The sequence below is a fragment of the Actinomadura sediminis genome (assembly GCF_042675525.1).
Taxonomy (GTDB): domain Bacteria; phylum Actinomycetota; class Actinomycetes; order Streptosporangiales; family Streptosporangiaceae; genus Spirillospora; species Spirillospora sediminis.
In genome coordinates, this window is sequence record NZ_JBHTJA010000015.1 from 1 (window position 1) to 15,865 (window position 15,865).

Genomic DNA, 15,865 nt, shown 5'->3' on the forward strand with positions numbered 1-15,865 from the left:
GGCCGCGCCCGCCCGAGCCCGCGCCTGAACGAGCCCGCCCGCGCCCGTACGTGCGCGGCGCCGGTGACCGGTCCCGGCGGGCGCCCGGGCGTCCGGCGGGGCGGATAATGGGGGGATGCGGGTTGTGATCGCCGAGGATTCGGTGCTGCTGCGCGAGGGGCTCGCCCGGCTGCTCGACGACGCCGGGATCGAGACCGTCGCGACGGTCGGGGACGGCCCGGGGCTGATCGGGATCGTCGAGGAGCACCGGCCCGACCTGGCGATCGTCGACGTGCGGATGCCGCCGTCGTTCACGGACGAGGGGCTGCGCGCGGCCCTCGAGGTGCGCGAACGGCGGCCGGAGACGCCGATCCTGGTGCTGTCGCAGTACGTGGAGGAGCGGTACGCGACCGACCTGATCGGCGGCGGCGCGGAGGGTGTGGGCTACCTGCTGAAGGAGCGGGTCGCGGACGTCGCCGAGTTCATCGACGCGGTGCGGCGGATCGCCGCGGGCGGCACCGTCATCGACCCCGAGGTGATCGGCCAGTTGCTGGGGCGGCGCAGGGACGGGGACCCGCTCGAGGCGCTCACCCCGCGGGAGCGCGAGGTGCTCGCGTTGATGGCGCAGGGACGGGCGAACGGCGCGATCGCCGATGACCTGGTCGTCACCGAGGGGGCGGTGGAGAAGCACATCTCCAACATCTTCGCGAAGCTGCGCCTGCAGCCCGCGCAGGGCGGGCACCGGCGGGTCATGGCCGTCCTCACCTATCTGGGCCGCGCCGGGGGCTGACGGCGGGCCGGGATCGGGAATGCCCGGTGACCTCGGCACGTTCGGGTATCTGGCACACTTGGAGTGCAACCGCTGCGGTACCGGTTCACGCCTCCCACATCTCCCATGGCCCGCCATGCGTGCAAAGGCGAAGGCGGGGGCGCCCGGCGACCGCCTCAAGCGAGGAGAGACCATGAAGGCCGATATTCACCCCGAGTACGTGGTCACGACCGTGACCTGCACGTGCGGGAACACGTTCGAGACGCGCAGCACCGCCCCGAACGGCGTCATCCACGCCGACGTGTGCTCGAACTGCCACCCGTTCTACACGGGCAAGCAGAAGATCCTGGACACCGGTGGCCGGGTGGCGCGCTTCGAGCAGCGCTTCGGCAAGAAGAAGGCCGGCAAGTAGGACGCGCGCGCACCAGCGACCAGGGACGGTCCGGGGACCCGAGTCTCCGGGCCGTCCGAAGCCTGCATCCGGAGGCCGGCAGTGGTCCCCGGGCCGGAACGGCCAGGACACAGCGTGAATCTCGACGATCTGATCAGCGAATACGCGGGCATCGAAGAGCGGCTCGCGGACCCGTCCGTGCACGCCGACCAGACGCTCGCGCGGCGGCTCGGCAAGCGGTACGCCGAGCTGAAGCCGATCGTCGAGACCTACCGGGACTTCACCGCCGCCGGGGACGACCTGGCGACCGCGCGGGAGCTGGCGGGCGAGGACGCGGCGTTCGCCGCCGAGGCCACGGAGCTGGAGAAGCGCCGCGAGGAGCTCGAGGAGCGGCTGCGGCGGCTGCTGGTGCCCCGCGACCCGAACGACGGCAAGGACGTCATCCTCGAGGTCAAGGCCGGTGAGGGCGGCGAGGAGTCCGCGCTGTTCGCGGGCGACCTGCTGCGCATGTACCTGCGGTACGCGGAGCGGATCGGCTGGAAGACCGAGATCCTGGACTCGCACCCGTCCGACCTCGGCGGATACAAGGGCGTCACGGTCGCGGTGAAGGCGAAGGGCTCCCCGGAAGAGGGCGTCTGGACGCGCCTGAAGTTCGAGGGCGGCGTGCACCGGGTGCAGCGGGTCCCGGCGACGGAGTCGCAGGGCCGGATCCACACGAGCGCCGTCGGCGTCCTGGTGACGCCCGAGGCCGAGGACGTGGACGTCCAGATCGACCCGAACGATCTGCGGATCGACGTCTACCGTTCGTCCGGTCCCGGTGGGCAGAGCGTCAACACGACCGACTCGGCCGTGCGGATCACGCACGTGCCCACGGGCGTCGTGGTGTCGTGCCAGAACGAGAAGAGCCAGCTCCAGAACAAGGAGCAGGCGCTGCGCATCCTGCGGTCCCGGCTGCTGGCGATCGCGCAGGAGGAGGCGGACGCGGCGGCTGCGGCCGAACGCAAGAGCCAGGTCCGCACGGTGGACCGCTCCGAACGGGTCCGCACCTACAACTATCCGGAAAACCGGATCTCCGACCACCGGGTCGGGTACAAGGCCTACAACCTCGACCAGGTGCTGGACGGCGACCTGCACAACGTGACGCAGGCGCTCGTCGACGCCGACATGGAACGCCGGCTGGCCGAAGCCCAGGAATCATGACGCTGCTGCTCGACGAGATCGCCAGGGCGACCGCGCGGCTCGCCGAGGCGGGGGCCGCCTCCCCGCGCGCCGACGCCGAGGAGCTCGCCGCCGCCGTCCACGGCGTCAAGCGGTCCGAGCTGCACGGCGTCCCGGACGGCGCGTTCGACGCCCGGTTCTGGGAGTTCGTCGCGCGGCGGGAGGCCGGCGAGCCGCTGCAGCACATCACCGGACGCGCGTTCTTCAGGTACCTGGAGCTGAAGGTCGGCCCCGGCGTGTTCGTGCCGCGCCCCGAGACCGAGGTGATGGTCGGCTGGGCCCTCGAGACGCTGCGGGACATGGACGTCCGCGACCCCCTCGTCGTCGACCTCGGGACGGGATCGGCCGCGATCGCCCTGTCGATCGCCCTGGAGGCCCCCCGCGCGCGCGTGCACGCGGTGGAGAAGGACCCGACGGCGTTCGTCCACGCCACCCGCAACATCGAGGAACTGGACGAGCGCGGCCGCGTCCGGCTGCACCTGGGCGACTTCGCGACCGCGCTGCCGGAACTGGACGGCACCGTCGACCTCGTCATCAGCAACCCCCCGTACATCCCGATGAGCGAGTGGGAGTACGTCCCGCCGGACGTCCGCGACCACGATCCGGCCGCGGCGCTGTGGGGCGGCGGCGACGACGGTCTCGACGCCGTCCGCGTCGTCGAGCGCACCGCGCGCCGGCTGCTGCGCCCCGGCGGCCACGTCGCCGTCGAGCACAGCGACCTGCAGGGCAACGCCGTCTACTGGACGTTCCCCGAGGAGAACGGCTGGCGCGACGTCCGCAACCGCCGCGACCTCACCGACCGGGACCGGTTCGTCACCGCCCGCATGGTCGCCGACTGACGTCCCGGCGCCGCCGTGACGGCCGAAGCGGCCCGAGCGGGAGGCGGGGCGTGGGAAACTGGGGTCGTGAGCCGACGTTATGACTGCGCTGACCCGATGGAGCGGACGCGGGGGATCGCGGAGGCGGTCTCGGCGGTGCGGCGCGGAGAGCTGATCGTCCTGCCGACGGACACGGTGTACGGCGTCGGTGCCGACGCGTTCACGCCCCCGGCGGTCACGGCGCTGCTGAAGGCGAAGGGCCGCGGCCGGGAGATGCCTCCGCCGGTCCTGGTCGGGTCCGTGCGCGCGGCCACCGCGCTCGTCGAGGACCTCGGCCCGTACGGGCAGGACCTGATCGACGAGTTCTGGCCGGGCGGGCTGACGCTCGTGTGCCGCGCGAACCGGAGCCTCCTGTGGGACCTCGGGGAGACCAAGGGCACGGTCGCGGTGCGGATGCCGATGCACGAGCTCGCGGTCGAACTGCTCAAGGAGACCGGCCCGCTCGCGGTCAGCAGCGCGAACCTGAGCGGTTCGCCCGCCGCGCGCACCGCCGCGGAGGCCGAGGAGATGCTCGGCGAGTCCGTCGCGGTCTACCTGGACGGCGGCGCGTCCGGACACGGCGACGCCTCGACGATCGTCGACCTGACCGGCTCGGTCCCGCGCCTGCTGCGCGCGGGCGCCGTCCCGGTCGAGAAGATCCGCGCCGTCGTCGGGATCCTGCTCACCGACGACGAGGCCGAACCCGACGACGAGGCCGAACGCGACGACGAGACCGACACCGAGGCCGGCGCCGACACCGACGCCGCGCCGCCGTCCCTCACGAAGGACACGTCCGCGAACACCCGTGGCGAGGACGCGGCGGAGCCGCCGGACGCCCCCGCGACGCCGTCCCTCACGAAGGACGAGCCGAAGGCCGCGCCGAAGGACGAGGCCGCCCCGTCCCTCGCCAAGGACGAGCCGGAGGACGAGCCGAAGGGCACGCCGCAGGAGTCCGCCGCCCCTTCGTTGACCAAGGACGCGCCGGAGGACGCGCCGAAGGCCGAGGCCGCCCCGTCCCTCACGAAGGACGAGCCGAAGGACGGGCCGGAGGCCGCCGCCGCGGAGGCTTCGGAGGACGGGACGTCCGAGGGCGGGTCGCCGGCGAAGGACGCGGTGCCGGACGACGGGGAGAAGCCCTCGGCTCCGTCCCCGGCCGACGACAGGCGATAGCCCGGCACCGGGCCCGCACGGGCCGTGCCGTCCCGACGTCCTCGGGGCGCGCCGAGGCCCTTGCTTCGTAGGCCGCGCGGCCGCGAGCGCGACCGTCTTACCCGGCCCTGAAAGGCGTGGAGGCGGGAGAGTGTCCCGGGTCCGCTCTACCTACGAGACGCCGGGTAAGGCGCGGGACGGACGCGCTCACGGCCCCGCAAGCCCCCTTGAGGGCCGCCCGCCCCCGAAACCGTCCGCCAGAACCGGGGCAATCGGGACATCGGTGCGTTGGGGCCTCGGCGGACGGGTAGCGATGCGACGATGCGAGACGTGCGTGGCCGTGTCCGGGGGCCCGCGATCGGGGCGGGCGTGCTGCTGGTGGCGCTGCTGGTCGTGCCCGCCGCGGCCGACCCGGCGGTGCGGCCGCGGATCCCGACCTACGACGTGGTGCTGACCCTGCGGGCGGACGGGATCCTGCACGTGCGGGAGACGATCACGTTCGACTTCGCCGGCGGCGGGCACGGGATCGTGCGGCGGCTGCGGTACCGCGACGGCGATCGCCTGTACGAGGTCCGGGACGTGCGCGCCAGTTCGTCCACCGGGGCGCCGGCCCGGGTGCGGACGACGAAGCTGGGGCACGAGCTGCGGATCGGCGTCGGCACCCGGGGGCCGGAGGTGCGCGGGCGGCAGGCGTACGTGATCGAGTACGACGTGCTGCGGGCGTTCACGCCGCGCGCCGGGTTCGACGAGCTCGGCTGGGACGCGATCGGCACGGGGTGGGACGTCCCGATCGAGCACGCGGCGGTGCGGGTCGAGGCGCCGGTGCGGCTGCGGGACGTGCGGTGCCGGGCGGGCAGGCCGGGCGCGAGCGTCGGTTGCGCGGCGGACCGGGACGGGCGGTACGCGATCGACTTCACGCAGAGCGGGCTGGCGGCGGGCGAGGGGATACGGGTGCGGGTGCGGCTGCCCGACCGTGCGGTGACGGCGCCGCCGCCCGCGTACGCGCGCCCGCACTGGGCGGGGACGTGGCTGGGGACGGCGCTGCTGGTCCTGGCGCTGGGCGCGGCGGCGCTGGCGGTGCGGCGGCCGCCGCACCGCCGCGCGGGGACGGGGCTGGCGGCGGCGGGCGTCCTGCTGGTCGTCGCGGACGCGGGGAACGACGTGGCCGCCCGCGGGCCGTGGGCGTTCTCGCTGGGAGACCCGTCCCTGGCGGGGCTCGCGCTCCTCACGGTGGGCGCCGGAATCGTTCTCGCTCACCGGGGAAGAGACGCGTAAGGCACGCGGGCGGGCGCGAGATGGGATTACAGTTGGTCGGTCGCGGGGCGAACTGATCGCCCCGGACGGCCGTCTACGTATCAAGGGACGCGTGCGGCGGACGCGCGCGGGCCCCGTTCGGGCCGGCGAGGAGACCGGCGAGGGGAGGCGCAAGGGCGTGCGGGAGTACCTGCTGACCATCCTGGTCGCCGCCCTCGTGTCCTACGTGCTGACTCCCTCGGTGCGCCGGTTCGCCGTCTGGTTCGGCGCGCAGGCCGTCCCGCGCGACCGGGACGTGCACGTGATCCCGACGCCGCGGCTGGGCGGGCTCGCGATGTTCGGCGGGATGGTGGCCGCGCTGGTCGTGGCGACGGGGCTGCCGGAGATGCGCAAGGTCCTGCAGGACGGCGACATCACGGTGGCGAAGGCGCTGCTGCTGTCGGGCGGGCTGATCGTGCTGGTCGGCATCGCCGACGACCGGTGGGAGGTCGACGCCCTCACCAAGTTCGCGGGGCAGGTCGCCGCGGCCGGGATCTTCATCATGCAGGGCATCCAGATCTACGTGATCCCGCTGCCGAACGGGGAGTCGCTGTCGCTGCCGCCCGCGTACGGGGTGCCGCTGACGGTGTTCGTCGTGGTCGCGACCATCAACGCGGTGAACTTCATCGACGGGCTGGACGGCCTGGCGGCGGGGGTCGTGGGCATCGCGGCGCTCGCGCTGTTCTCGTACGCGTACCTGCTGTCGAAGGCGAACGGCATGACGACGCTGACGAGCGCGACGCTGACGGCGGCGGTGCTGTTCGGGATCTGCGCGGGCTTCCTGCCGCACAACTTCAGCCCGGCCCGCATCTTCATGGGCGACACGGGGTCGATGCTCATCGGGCTGCTGCTCAGCGCGTCGACGATCATGCTGACGGGGCAGTTCGACCCGGCCGTCCTCGCGAACGGGCTGTTCCCGTTCTGGGTGCCGCTGCTGCTGGTCCCGGCCGTCGCGGCGGTGCCGTTCATGGACATGCTGCTGGCGGTGTGGCGCCGCACGAACCAGGGCCGGTCGCCGTTCTCGCCGGACAAGCAGCACCTGCACCACCGGCTGCTGCAACTGGGCCACTCGACCCGCCGCGCCGTGCTGATCATGTACTTCTGGGTGGGGCTGCTGGCGTCCGGCCTGGTCGGGCTGGCGATCTTCGACGCGGCCTGGATCACCCTCGGCGTCACGCTGGTCGTGGCGGTCGGCGGGGTGGTGCTCGTGCTGGCCGGCCCGGGACGCGGGCGGCGCCGCCGGCGCAAGGACCCGTCCGGAGCGGACGACGCCGGGGACGGCGCCGAGTCCGCGATGCGCACCAGGATGCCGGTCTGACGCGGCCCGCCCGACCCACCGGGCCCCCGCGGCCGGTCCCCGTAACCGAATCCGGTTCCGTGATTTGCGCCACCCGAAGGCGAACGGAGCCCCCTGCTCTGCGGGCCTCCAGGTGACTCGCCGGTAACGATCGGGCGTCCGGGGTCATGTCACTCGGCGTGTTCGCTTAAGGTCGGCTCTGTCGGCACCCCGCCCGGGTGTCCCCCCGCGGTGCCGGCGCCCCCGACCTCGGCGGACGTCCCGCGCCGTTGGGCCGTCGGGGAGTCACGAGCATGCCGGGCATCGCATTACCTAGAGGGTAATTGCCGACATTCCGGACGCTTGTGATACCTTTCACGAACAAGAGACGAACACACAACGTGACCAGCCGGAGCCCTCATGCAACCTTCCGACGCCCGGATGCTCCGCGGCGCCGCGATCCCGACCGCACTGGTCGGCGTGGGTGCCGTCCTGATCGGCCTGCTGACCGCGGGCACGAAGGGACTCTTCGGCGCGGCGCTGGCCGCGGTCGTGGTGATCGCCTTCTTCTCCCTCAGCGCCGTGGTGGTGTCGTGGGCGGGCCGCATCTCCGCGCAGACGATGATGCTCGCCGCGCTGGCCAGCTACGTCGTCAAGATCCTCGTGGTGATGGTGGTCGTCACGCTCATCGACGGGGTGTCGCTCTGGAACACGACGGTCTTCGGCTGGACGGTCATCGGACTGGCCCTGACGTGGATCGCGGCGGAGTTCCGGGTCACGCTGCAGCGGGGGAGGCCATACATTGACGAGCCCGAGGGCGCCCTGGACAAGGCTCCGTGATGAGAGCATCACGCACGGTGCCGGCCGCACGGTCGACGCCGCGACCAGCCGCCGGGGACTACTCCAATATGACCACCGCCATGGTGGCCTGCTATCGTCCGGAGCGCGATGAGCGAGCAGAAGCGTCGGCCGGAGGACGGGCAACAGGAATTCGCCGACGCCGCCTGGTCCGTGCCCAGCTACCTCCTGTCAGGGATGGCCATCTGGGGTGGGCTCGGATGGCTGTTGGCCAAGTGGACGGGACAGGCGTGGATCACGCCGATCGGCCTGGTCATCGGCGTCGCGCTCGCCATCTACCTGGTCTACGTGAAGTACGGTCGCCATTCCGCCTGAGCGGCCCCGCCGCCGAGGAAGCCTTCGTGAACCATCGCCACATTGATGAAGGGAACGCCGCGTGAACGCGCAGACGGTCCTCGCCTCCACCGGTGGGGGGGAGTTCCAGGCCCCGGGGCCCGAGATCTTCGAATTCCCGCCGCTCTTCGCCGGCGGCCCTTGGTGGCTCACCAAGCCGGTGCTGTTCGCCATCGTCGGCGCGCTGGTCGTCTGCGTGTTCTGCTGGAGCGCGTTCGCCAAGCCGAAGCTCGTGCCGCGGGGCGTGCAGAACATCGGCGAGCTCGGCTACGTGTTCGTCCGCGACCAGATCGCGCGCCCGTTCCTGGGCAAGAACACCGAGCGCTGGATGCCGCTGCTGATGTCGGTGTTCCTCCTGGTATGGGTCTGGAACATCTTCGCGGTGATCCCGGTGATCCAGTTCCCGATCACCTCGCACATCGCCTTCCCGGCCGTGCTGGCGATCTTCATCTACTTCATCAAGGTCTACCTGGGCATGAAGCACCAGGGGCCGGTCAAGTACTTCACGAACCTGATCCCCAAGGGCCTGCCCAAGCCCGTCTACTTCCTGCTGGTGCCGATCGAGTACCTGTCGACCTTCGTCCTGGCGCCCTTCACCCACGCGGTGCGGCTCTTCGCCAACATGTTCGCCGGTCACATGATCCTGGCGTTCTTCAGCCTCGTCGGCTTCTGGTTCCTGATCGAGAAGCCCACGGCGCTCGGGTTCGGGGTGGGCATCATCGGCGTGATCGTCACCATCGTCATGACCGCGTTCGAGCTGCTCATCCAGTTCCTGCAGGCGTTCCTGTTCACGATGCTGGCCGCCATGTACATCCAGAGCGGCCTGCACGCGGACCACTAAAGGCCACACGGTGTCGCTCTGCCCCCCGGCGGCGCGGCCCAAACAGACATCCTCGATAAGCCAGACCGGCGGACACTCCGCCGGCCGACAGAAAAGGAAAGAACCCATGACGGGAGTGCTCGCCGCCGTCGAAGGCAACGTCACCGCGATCGGGTACGGCCTCGCCGCCATCGGCCCCGGCATCGGTGTCGGCATCATCTTCGGCCAGGGCGTCAACGCGATCGCCCGCCAGCCCGAACTGACCGGCGTCATCCGTACCAACATGATGCTGGGCTTCGTCCTCACCGAGGCGCTGGCCCTCATCGGCCTGGTCGCGCCGTTCATCTTCCAGGGCATCTGACCAGGCTTCACCCTGAGGAGGGGCTGTAGACATGATCACAGCGACTTCCGTCCTCGCGGCGGAGGAGAACAACCCTCTGCTTCCGCACTCGTACGAGCTGGTCGTCGGGATCTTCTCGTTCCTCGTCGTCCTCATCGTCGTCGGCAAGATCCTCACCCCGCGCATCCAGAAGACCCTCGAAGAGCGGTCCGACCAGATCGAGGGGGGCCTCAGGCGGGCCGAGGAGGCCCAGGCCAAGGCCAAGGCGACGCTCGAGGAGTACAAGGCCCGGGAGAAGCAGGCCGCGGTCGACGCGTCCGAGGCGCGCCGGAAGGCCGAGGAGCAGGCCGCCGCGATCATCGCGGAGGCCAAGGAGCGGGCTCAGGTCGAGGCGAACCGAATCACCGAGGCCGCCAAGGCCGAGATCGAGGCGGAGCGGCAGCAGGCCCTCGCGGCGCTGCGCGCCGAGATCGGCACGCTGTCGGTCGACCTCGCGGGTCGCGTCGTGGGCGAGTCCCTCGAGGACAGCGCCCGCCAGAGCCGGGTGGTCGACCGGTTCCTCGAAGAGCTCGAGGGCCGCGCTCGCACGCAGGAGCAGATCACATCATGACCATCACGGGAGCGGTGAGCAGGGCGTCGCTGGCCGAGGCCGGGGAGCGGCTGGAGGCGGTCGTCGCCTCCGGTGACGCCGACCTGGCCCGGCTGGGCGGCGACCTGTTCTCGGTGCTGCACCTGATCGACCGCGAGCACGGGCTGCGGCGGGCGGTGTCGGACCCGTCGCGGGACGGCGCCGACAAGGCGCAGCTCGTCCGGATCCTGCTGGAGGGCAAGGTCTCACCGGCCGCTCTCGGGCTGGTCGCCGACGTCGTCGCGCTGCGCTGGTCCACGCCCTCGGAGCTGGCGGACGCGGTGGAGGTCCTCGCGGTCTCCGCCGAGGCCGCCCGCGCCGAGGCGGACGGGCGGATCGACGACCTGGAGGACGAGCTCTTCCGGTTCTCCCGGCTCGTCGAGGGCGAGGCGGAGCTGCGCGCCGCGCTGACGAACCGCGCCCTGCCGGACGACCGGAAGGCCGGGCTCCTCGGCGAACTGCTGGACGGCAAGGTCACCGCGGCCACATCGGCCCTGGTCACCGAGGTCGTTCTGCGGCCCCGAGGACGTAGCCTGGAGAGGGGCCTCGCCGAGTACGGCAAGCTCGTCACCCGGCGCCGGCAGCGGCTGGTGGCGCTGGTCCGCACGCCGGTCGCGCTTTCGGAACCGCAGCGGACGCGGCTCGCGGCGGTGCTCGCCGCAGCGTACGGCCACGAGGTACACCTGAACATCGAGCTCGACCCGTCCACGATCGGCGGACTGTCGATCCAGATCGGGGACGAGATCATCGACGGCACGATCGCCGGACGGCTGGACGACGTCCGCCGGCGGCTCGGCACCGGCTGAGGCCGGCAGAGCTGACCCCAAAGGGAGCAAGAGAGGAATCATGGCGGAGCTGACGATCCGTCCGGATGAGATCCGGAACGCGCTGGAGCGCTTCGTCCAGTCGTACGAGCCCGAGGCCGCCGCGCGCGAAGAGGTCGGCACCGTCGTCGATTCGGGCGACGGCATCGCCCACATCGAGGGGCTGCCCTCCGCGATGGCGAACGAACTCCTGGAGTTCGAGGACGGCACCCGCGGCCTGGCTCTGAACCTGGACGTGCGCGAGATCGGCGCCGTCGTCCTGGGTGAATTCAGCGGCATCGAGGAGGGCCAGAAGGTCCGCCGGACCGGCGAGGTCCTCTCGGTTCCGGTCGGCGACGGCTTCCTCGGCCGCGTCGTGGACTCGCTGGGCAACCCCCTGGACGGCAAGGGCGAGATCGAGACGACCGAGCGTCGTGCCCTGGAACTGCAGGCGCCCAGCGTCGTGCAGCGGCAGTCGGTGGGCGAGCCGCTGCAGACCGGCATCAAGGCGATCGACGCGATGACGCCGATCGGCCGCGGCCAGCGCCAGCTGATCATCGGTGACCGCCAGACGGGCAAGACGACCGTCTGCGTGGACACCATCATCAACCAGAAGGAAGCCTGGGAGTCGGGCGACCCGAGCAAGCAGGTCCGCTGCATCTACGTCGCGGTCGGCCAGAAGGGCTCGACGATCGCCAACGTGCGCCGCTCCCTGGAGGAGGCCGGCGCGCTGGAGTACACCACGATCGTGGCGGCCCCCGCGTCCGACCCGGCCGGCTACAAGTACATCGCCCCCTACACGGGGTCGGCGATCGGCCAGCACTGGATGTACCAGGGCAAGCACGTCCTGATCGTCTTCGACGACCTGTCGAAGCAGGCCGAGGCCTACCGCGCGGTGTCGCTGCTGCTGCGCCGCCCGCCGGGCCGCGAGGCGTACCCGGGCGACGTCTTCTACCTGCACTCGCGTCTGCTGGAGCGCTGCGCGAAGCTGTCGGACGACCTGGGCGCCGGTTCGATGACGGGTCTGCCGATCATCGAGACCAAGGGCAACGACGTGTCGGCGTACATCCCGACGAACGTCATCTCGATCACCGACGGCCAGTGCTTCCTGGAGACGGACCTGTTCAACCAGGGCGTCCGGCCGGCCATCAACGTCGGTATCTCGGTGTCCCGAGTCGGCGGTTCCGCGCAGATCAAGGCGATGCGCAAGGTCGCCGGTTCGCTGAAGCTGGCGCTGTCGCAGTTCCGTGACCTGGAGGCGTTCGCCGCCTTCGCGTCCGACCTGGACGCCGCGTCGCGGGCGCAGCTCGAGCGCGGTGCGCGCCTGGTCGAGCTGCTGAAGCAGCCGCAGGGCAGCCCGTTCCCGGTCGAGCAGGAGGTCGTGTCGGTGTGGGCGGGCACGTCCGGCCAGCTGGACGACGTCCCGGTCGGCGACATCCGCCGGTTCGAGCGCGAGTTCCTCGACCACGTCGCGCGCGAGGAGGGCGGTCTGCTGACCTCCATCCGCGAGACGGGGCAGCTGTCCGACGACGGCCTGGCCGCGCTCGAGCGCACGATGGCCTCCTTCAAGAAGGGCTTCCAGACCAGCGAGGGTGAGCTGCTGGTCACGGAGGAGACCGTCGAGGCGATCGACGAAGAGGCCGTCGGCCAGGAGACGATCACCCGCGTCAAGAAGGGCTGACGGGCGATGGCCCAGGTTCGCCAACTCCGGCAGAAGATCAGGTCGGTCAAGTCGACCGCCAAGATCACTCGTGCGCAGGAGATGATCGCCACCTCGCGGATCGTCAAGGCCCAGCAGGCGGTGGCGGCGTCCAAGCCGTACGCCGACCGGATCACGCAGGCCCTGTCCGCGCTGGTGAGCCACCACGTCGGTGTCGATCATCCGCTGCTGCACGAGCAGCCGACCGACAACCGCAGCGCGGTGCTCGTCGTGACGAGCGACCGCGGGTTCTGCGGCGCGTACAACGTCAACGTCATCCGTGAGGCCGAGGCGCTGATCACGCGGCTGCGGGAGTCCGGGCGGGAGCCCGTCCCGTACGTGATCGGCAACAAGGGCATCACCTGGTACCGGTTCCGCGACCGGCACATCCAGGAGTCCTGGTCGGGCTTCACCGACCGGCCCGACTTCGCCTCGGCGGAGCGGATCGGGCGGCGGCTGACCGAGGACTTCCTGAAGACGGACGCGGAGGGCGGCGTCGGTGAGATCCACGTGGTCTACACCGAGTTCGTCTCGCGGCTGACGCAGGAGGTCCGGGTCACGCGGCTCATGCCCCTGGAGATCCAGGAGGGCACGGGGCTGGACGTGAAGGTGCCGCCGGCGTACGACTTCGAGCCGTCGGCGCAGGCCGCGCTGGACCTGCTGCTGCCCAACTACGTCGAGAGCCGCATCTTCCACATGCTGCTGCAGTCGGCGGCGTCGTTCCAGGCGTCGGTGCAGCGGGCGATGAAGTCGGCGACCGACAACGCGAATGAACTGGTCGAGGTCTACACGCGCCAGATGAACCAGGTGCGGCAGGCCGTGATCACCCAGGAAATCAGCGAGATCGTCGGTGGCGCTGACGCGCTTGCCGATTCTGGCGGGGAGTAACTAATGACTGCACCAGTAGAGACGGCGACCGCGACCGGGCGCGTCGCCCGTGTCATCGGCCCGGTCGTCGACGTGGAGTTCCCCGCCGACGCCATCCCGGAGATCTACAACGCGCTCCACGTGGAGTCGGACCTGGGCGGCGAGGCCCAGACCCTGACCATGGAGGTCGCCCAGCACCTCGGCGACAACATGGTCCGGGCCATCTCGATGAAGCCCACCGACGGCGTCGTCCGCGGCGCTCCGGTCGTCGACACCGGCAAGCCGATCTCGGTTCCGGTCGGCGACGTCACCAAGGGCCACGTGTGGAACGCCCTGGGCGAGACGCTGGACGTTCCCACCGCCTCCCTGGAGATCAACGAGCGGTGGGGCATCCACCGCAAGGCCCCGGCGTTCGACCAGCTGGAGTCGAAGACCGAGATGCTGGAGACCGGCATCAAGGTCATCGACCTCCTCTGCCCGTACGTCAAGGGCGGGAAGATCGGCCTGTTCGGCGGCGCCGGCGTGGGCAAGACCGTCCTCATCCAGGAGATGATCCGGCGTGTCGCCCGCAACTTCGGCGGCACCTCGGTGTTCGCGGGCGTCGGCGAGCGCACCCGTGAGGGCAACGACCTCTGGGTGGAGATGGACGAGGCGGACGTCCTCAAGGACACCGCGCTCGTGTTCGGCCAGATGGACGAGCCGCCGGGCACCCGTCTGCGGGTCGCGCTGTCGGCGCTGACGATGGCCGAGTACTTCCGGGACGTCCAGAACCAGGACGTGCTGCTGTTCATCGACAACATCTTCCGGTTCACCCAGGCCGGCTCGGAGGTCTCCACGCTGCTCGGGCGCATGCCGTCCGCGGTGGGCTACCAGCCGACCCTGGCGGACGAGATGGGCGTGCTCCAGGAGCGGATCACCTCGACGCGCGGTCACTCGATCACCTCGATGCAGGCGATCTACGTGCCCGCCGACGACATCACCGACCCGGCGCCGCACACCACGTTCGCGCACCTGGACGCCACCACGACGCTCTCCCGGGCCATCACCGAGAAGGGCATCTACCCGGCGGTGGACCCGCTCGACTCCTCCTCGCGGATCATGGACCCGCAGGTGCTGGGGAACGAGCACTACGAGGTCGCCCAGGAAGTGATCCGGATCCTGCAGAAGTACAAGGAGCTGCAGGACATCATCGCGATCCTCGGTATCGACGAGCTCTCCGAAGAGGACAAGGTCACGGTCAACCGGGCGCGGCGCATCGAGCGTTTCCTGTCGCACCCGATGTACGTGGCCGAGCAGTTCACCGGCCAGCCCGGTGTGACGGTGCCGAAGGACGAGACGGTCGCGTCCTTCAAGGCCATCGCGGAGGGCAAGTACGACCACATCCCCGAGCAGGCGTTCTTCATGTGCGGTGGCATCGAGGACGTCGAAAAGAAGGCCAAGGAGCTGGAGAAGTAATCCGCTCCGGCGCGGCCGGGTTCCGGGCTCCGGGGCCCGGCCGCGCCGGAACCGCTCCAGTAATCGGAGGATTGTGACGTGGCAACCCTGAAGGTCGGGCTGGTCTCGCCGGAGCGCGAGATCTGGTCCGGCGATGCCAAGATGGTGGTCGCGCAGACCATCGAGGGCTCGCTCGGCATCCTGCCCGGGCACGCCCCGGTGCTCGGCGTCCTCCTCGACGGCAGCGTGGTCAAGATCGAGCCCGCCGACGGCGGCGACCCGGTCACCGCGATGGTCGGCAGCGGCTTCTTCTCCGTCGCGGCCGACGAGGTGGCGGTCCTGGCCGAGCAGGCCGAACTCAGCCACGAGGTCGATGTGGACGCCGCGAAGCGCGCGCTCGAAGAGGCGCAGGCGTCCGGTGACGAGGACGGCACGGCGGAGCGGCGGGCGCGGGCCCGGCTGCGCGCGGCGGGCATCGAAGCCTAGTATCGAGGCCGAGCGGAACGGCGGGGGGACTTGGGCGAGCACCTGGCAGTGGACGTCGGCGCGGTGCTCGCCGCCCTCGCCGCGGTGTGCGTGCTCGTCTTCCTCGCGATGGCGGTACGCCGCCGCCTGTTCGTGCGCGGCGGCGGTGCGGTCGAGTGCAGCCTGCGGGAGCTGCCGGCCGAGGAGGGCGGCGCCCCGGGAGTGTGGCGCCTGGGCATCGGCCGCTACAAGGGCGATGTCCTGCACTGGCACCGCGTGTTCGGACTCAGCAGACGGCCCCGGCAGGTGATCCACCGCCGGGGCCTTGTCGTGTCCAACCGCAGGCGCCCGGATCCGGAGGAGGCCGAGGGCCTGCTGCCGGACGTGAGCATCATCGAGGTCCGCGACGGCGGCCTGCGGGTCGAGCTCGCGATGGGCGCGTCCGCGCTGACCGGTTTCCTGGCGTGGCTGGAGGCGGCGCCGCCCGGCTTCCCGGTGGACCTGCACGTCCCCGAGTAGCCCGCGCCCGGGCCCCGGCCCAGGCCGCGCCCGGCCCAGGCCCGGCCCAGGTCCGCGTTCAGCCCCCAAGGCGCCGTTTCTACGACTTGTCCCGTGCGGCTCACCTGCCGGTTCGGCATGGGCGGGTAAGGACGCGGTATCGGTTCGTCCTGCTGACGGTCGGGCGA

General features: G+C 71.2%; 17 protein-coding genes and 1 pseudogene. All 18 read left to right on the forward strand.

Features of this window, described 5'->3' with window-relative positions; translation table 11 throughout:
• Positions 1–115: 115 nt before the first annotated feature.
• Positions 116–769, forward strand: a complete 654-nt coding sequence (locus tag ACFQ11_RS10780) for a response regulator transcription factor (protein WP_378297876.1) — start codon at positions 116–118, stop codon at positions 767–769.
• A gap of 172 nt (positions 770–941) precedes the next feature.
• Complete coding sequence (rpmE, locus tag ACFQ11_RS10785; RefSeq protein ID WP_378297877.1) at positions 942–1,160, forward strand: 50S ribosomal protein L31; 219 nt, start codon at positions 942–944, stop codon at positions 1,158–1,160.
• Between the two features lie 114 nt (positions 1,161–1,274).
• A complete protein-coding gene (gene prfA, locus ACFQ11_RS10790; RefSeq protein WP_378297878.1) occupies positions 1,275–2,339 on the forward strand; it encodes a peptide chain release factor 1 in 1,065 nt (354 codons plus the stop codon).
• On the forward strand, positions 2,336–3,196 hold the full coding sequence (gene prmC, locus ACFQ11_RS10795) for a peptide chain release factor N(5)-glutamine methyltransferase (protein ID WP_378297879.1): 861 nt from the start codon (positions 2,336–2,338) through the stop codon (positions 3,194–3,196). The genes prfA and prmC overlap by 4 nt, the downstream gene beginning before the upstream one ends.
• Positions 3,197–3,262: 66 nt before the next feature.
• Positions 3,263–3,890: pseudogene (locus ACFQ11_RS10800) on the forward strand (L-threonylcarbamoyladenylate synthase); the annotation flags it as partial.
• Between the two features lie 803 nt (positions 3,891–4,693).
• On the forward strand, positions 4,694–5,638 hold the full coding sequence (locus ACFQ11_RS10805) for a DUF2207 domain-containing protein (RefSeq protein ID WP_378297880.1): 945 nt from the start codon (positions 4,694–4,696) through the stop codon (positions 5,636–5,638).
• Between the two features lie 157 nt (positions 5,639–5,795).
• Positions 5,796–6,974: a glycosyltransferase family 4 protein gene (locus ACFQ11_RS10810; protein WP_378298041.1), complete on the forward strand. Its 1,179-nt coding sequence runs from the start codon at positions 5,796–5,798 to the stop codon at positions 6,972–6,974.
• Positions 6,975–7,352: 378 nt separating this feature from the next.
• Positions 7,353–7,772, forward strand: a complete 420-nt coding sequence (locus ACFQ11_RS10815) for a hypothetical protein (protein ID WP_378297881.1) — start codon at positions 7,353–7,355, stop codon at positions 7,770–7,772.
• Positions 7,773–7,880: 108 nt separating this feature from the next.
• Positions 7,881–8,105, forward strand: a complete 225-nt coding sequence (locus ACFQ11_RS10820) for an AtpZ/AtpI family protein (RefSeq protein ID WP_378297882.1) — start codon at positions 7,881–7,883, stop codon at positions 8,103–8,105.
• A gap of 61 nt (positions 8,106–8,166) precedes the next feature.
• The gene (gene atpB / locus ACFQ11_RS10825; protein WP_378297883.1) at positions 8,167–8,964 is read left to right on the forward strand and encodes a F0F1 ATP synthase subunit A; all 798 of its coding nucleotides are present in this window, start codon (positions 8,167–8,169) and stop codon (positions 8,962–8,964) included.
• A 106-nt stretch (positions 8,965–9,070) separates the two neighbouring features.
• Positions 9,071–9,304, forward strand: a complete 234-nt coding sequence (atpE, locus tag ACFQ11_RS10830; protein WP_191327571.1) for an ATP synthase F0 subunit C — start codon at positions 9,071–9,073, stop codon at positions 9,302–9,304.
• Between the two features lie 31 nt (positions 9,305–9,335).
• Positions 9,336–9,893: a F0F1 ATP synthase subunit B gene (locus ACFQ11_RS10835; RefSeq protein WP_378297884.1), complete on the forward strand. Its 558-nt coding sequence runs from the start codon at positions 9,336–9,338 to the stop codon at positions 9,891–9,893.
• On the forward strand, positions 9,890–10,717 hold the full coding sequence (locus tag ACFQ11_RS10840; protein ID WP_378297885.1) for a F0F1 ATP synthase subunit delta: 828 nt from the start codon (positions 9,890–9,892) through the stop codon (positions 10,715–10,717). Before ACFQ11_RS10835 ends, ACFQ11_RS10840 begins: the two co-directional genes overlap by 4 nt.
• Before the next feature lie 40 nt (positions 10,718–10,757).
• A complete protein-coding gene (gene atpA, locus ACFQ11_RS10845) occupies positions 10,758–12,395 on the forward strand; it encodes a F0F1 ATP synthase subunit alpha (protein WP_378297886.1) in 1,638 nt (545 codons plus the stop codon).
• A 6-nt stretch (positions 12,396–12,401) separates the two neighbouring features.
• Positions 12,402–13,301: a F0F1 ATP synthase subunit gamma gene (locus tag ACFQ11_RS10850; RefSeq protein WP_378297887.1), complete on the forward strand. Its 900-nt coding sequence runs from the start codon at positions 12,402–12,404 to the stop codon at positions 13,299–13,301.
• A gap of 3 nt (positions 13,302–13,304) precedes the next feature.
• A complete protein-coding gene (gene atpD, locus ACFQ11_RS10855) occupies positions 13,305–14,735 on the forward strand; it encodes a F0F1 ATP synthase subunit beta (RefSeq protein WP_378297888.1) in 1,431 nt (476 codons plus the stop codon).
• A 78-nt stretch (positions 14,736–14,813) separates the two neighbouring features.
• Positions 14,814–15,200, forward strand: a complete 387-nt coding sequence (locus ACFQ11_RS10860; protein ID WP_378297889.1) for a F0F1 ATP synthase subunit epsilon — start codon at positions 14,814–14,816, stop codon at positions 15,198–15,200.
• Positions 15,201–15,230: 30 nt separating this feature from the next.
• The gene (locus ACFQ11_RS10865; protein WP_378297890.1) at positions 15,231–15,698 is read left to right on the forward strand and encodes a DUF2550 domain-containing protein; all 468 of its coding nucleotides are present in this window, start codon (positions 15,231–15,233) and stop codon (positions 15,696–15,698) included.
• Positions 15,699–15,865: the final 167 nt, after the last annotated feature.